The following is a 581-nucleotide window of genomic DNA, read 5'->3' as shown; positions in this document are numbered from 1 at the left end:
TCGGTGGTGCGGTCGAGGGTCGTGAGGTCCTCGGTGGTCTGCTCCAGCCGGTTGCGACCGGACTTGTAGTGGTCGTGCGTGAGGTTGCGGGCGATGGTCATCAGCCAGGCCCCGAAGTCCTTGCCCTGCCAGGTGAACGACGTCATCGAGCGCAGTGCCCGGAAGAAGGTCTCCGAGCAGAGGTCCTCGGCGAGCGGGACCGACCCGAGGCGGTAGTAGAGGAAGCGGAAGACCTGGGAGTGGTAGTGGTCGAAGAGCTGTCCGAACGCCTCTGCGTCGCCCTCGCGGGCGAGCTCGACGAGGGCGATCAGACGCGTGCGCTCGGCCTCGTCGTCGGCGCTGGAGACCGCTTGGTCGTGGTCGTCACCGCGGTGCCCGCCGCCGGGGCGCGGCGAGGACGTCGCGGTCTCGCTGAGCAGGATGCCGGAGGCCAGGGCCGGCTCGGCGAGGAGCACCGTCGCGAGGGCATGGCGCAGCCGTTCCAGACCGACCGGGTCCGGGCGAAGCCAGGACAGGTCCATCAGTGCCTGCTCCCTCCCGCGCGCCTCCCAGTGCGCAGTCGTTCACAGGGTAGGCAACGC

At 70.1% G+C, this 581-nt stretch carries 1 protein-coding gene; it reads right to left on the bottom strand.

All coding sequences use genetic code 11. The annotated features are described in order from the left end of the window. The coding region (locus IT781_RS22135; protein WP_194972322.1) for a sigma-70 family RNA polymerase sigma factor at positions 1–521 on the bottom strand (521 nt) is incomplete at its 3' end. Positions 522–581 lie beyond the last annotated feature (60 nt).

Source organism: Methylobacter sp. BlB1, assembly GCF_015476545.1.
Lineage (GTDB): Bacteria > Pseudomonadota > Gammaproteobacteria > Methylococcales > Methylomonadaceae > Methylobacter.
Note: the sequence above shows the minus strand (reverse complement) of the source record. Positions and strands in the feature narration are given on the sequence as shown.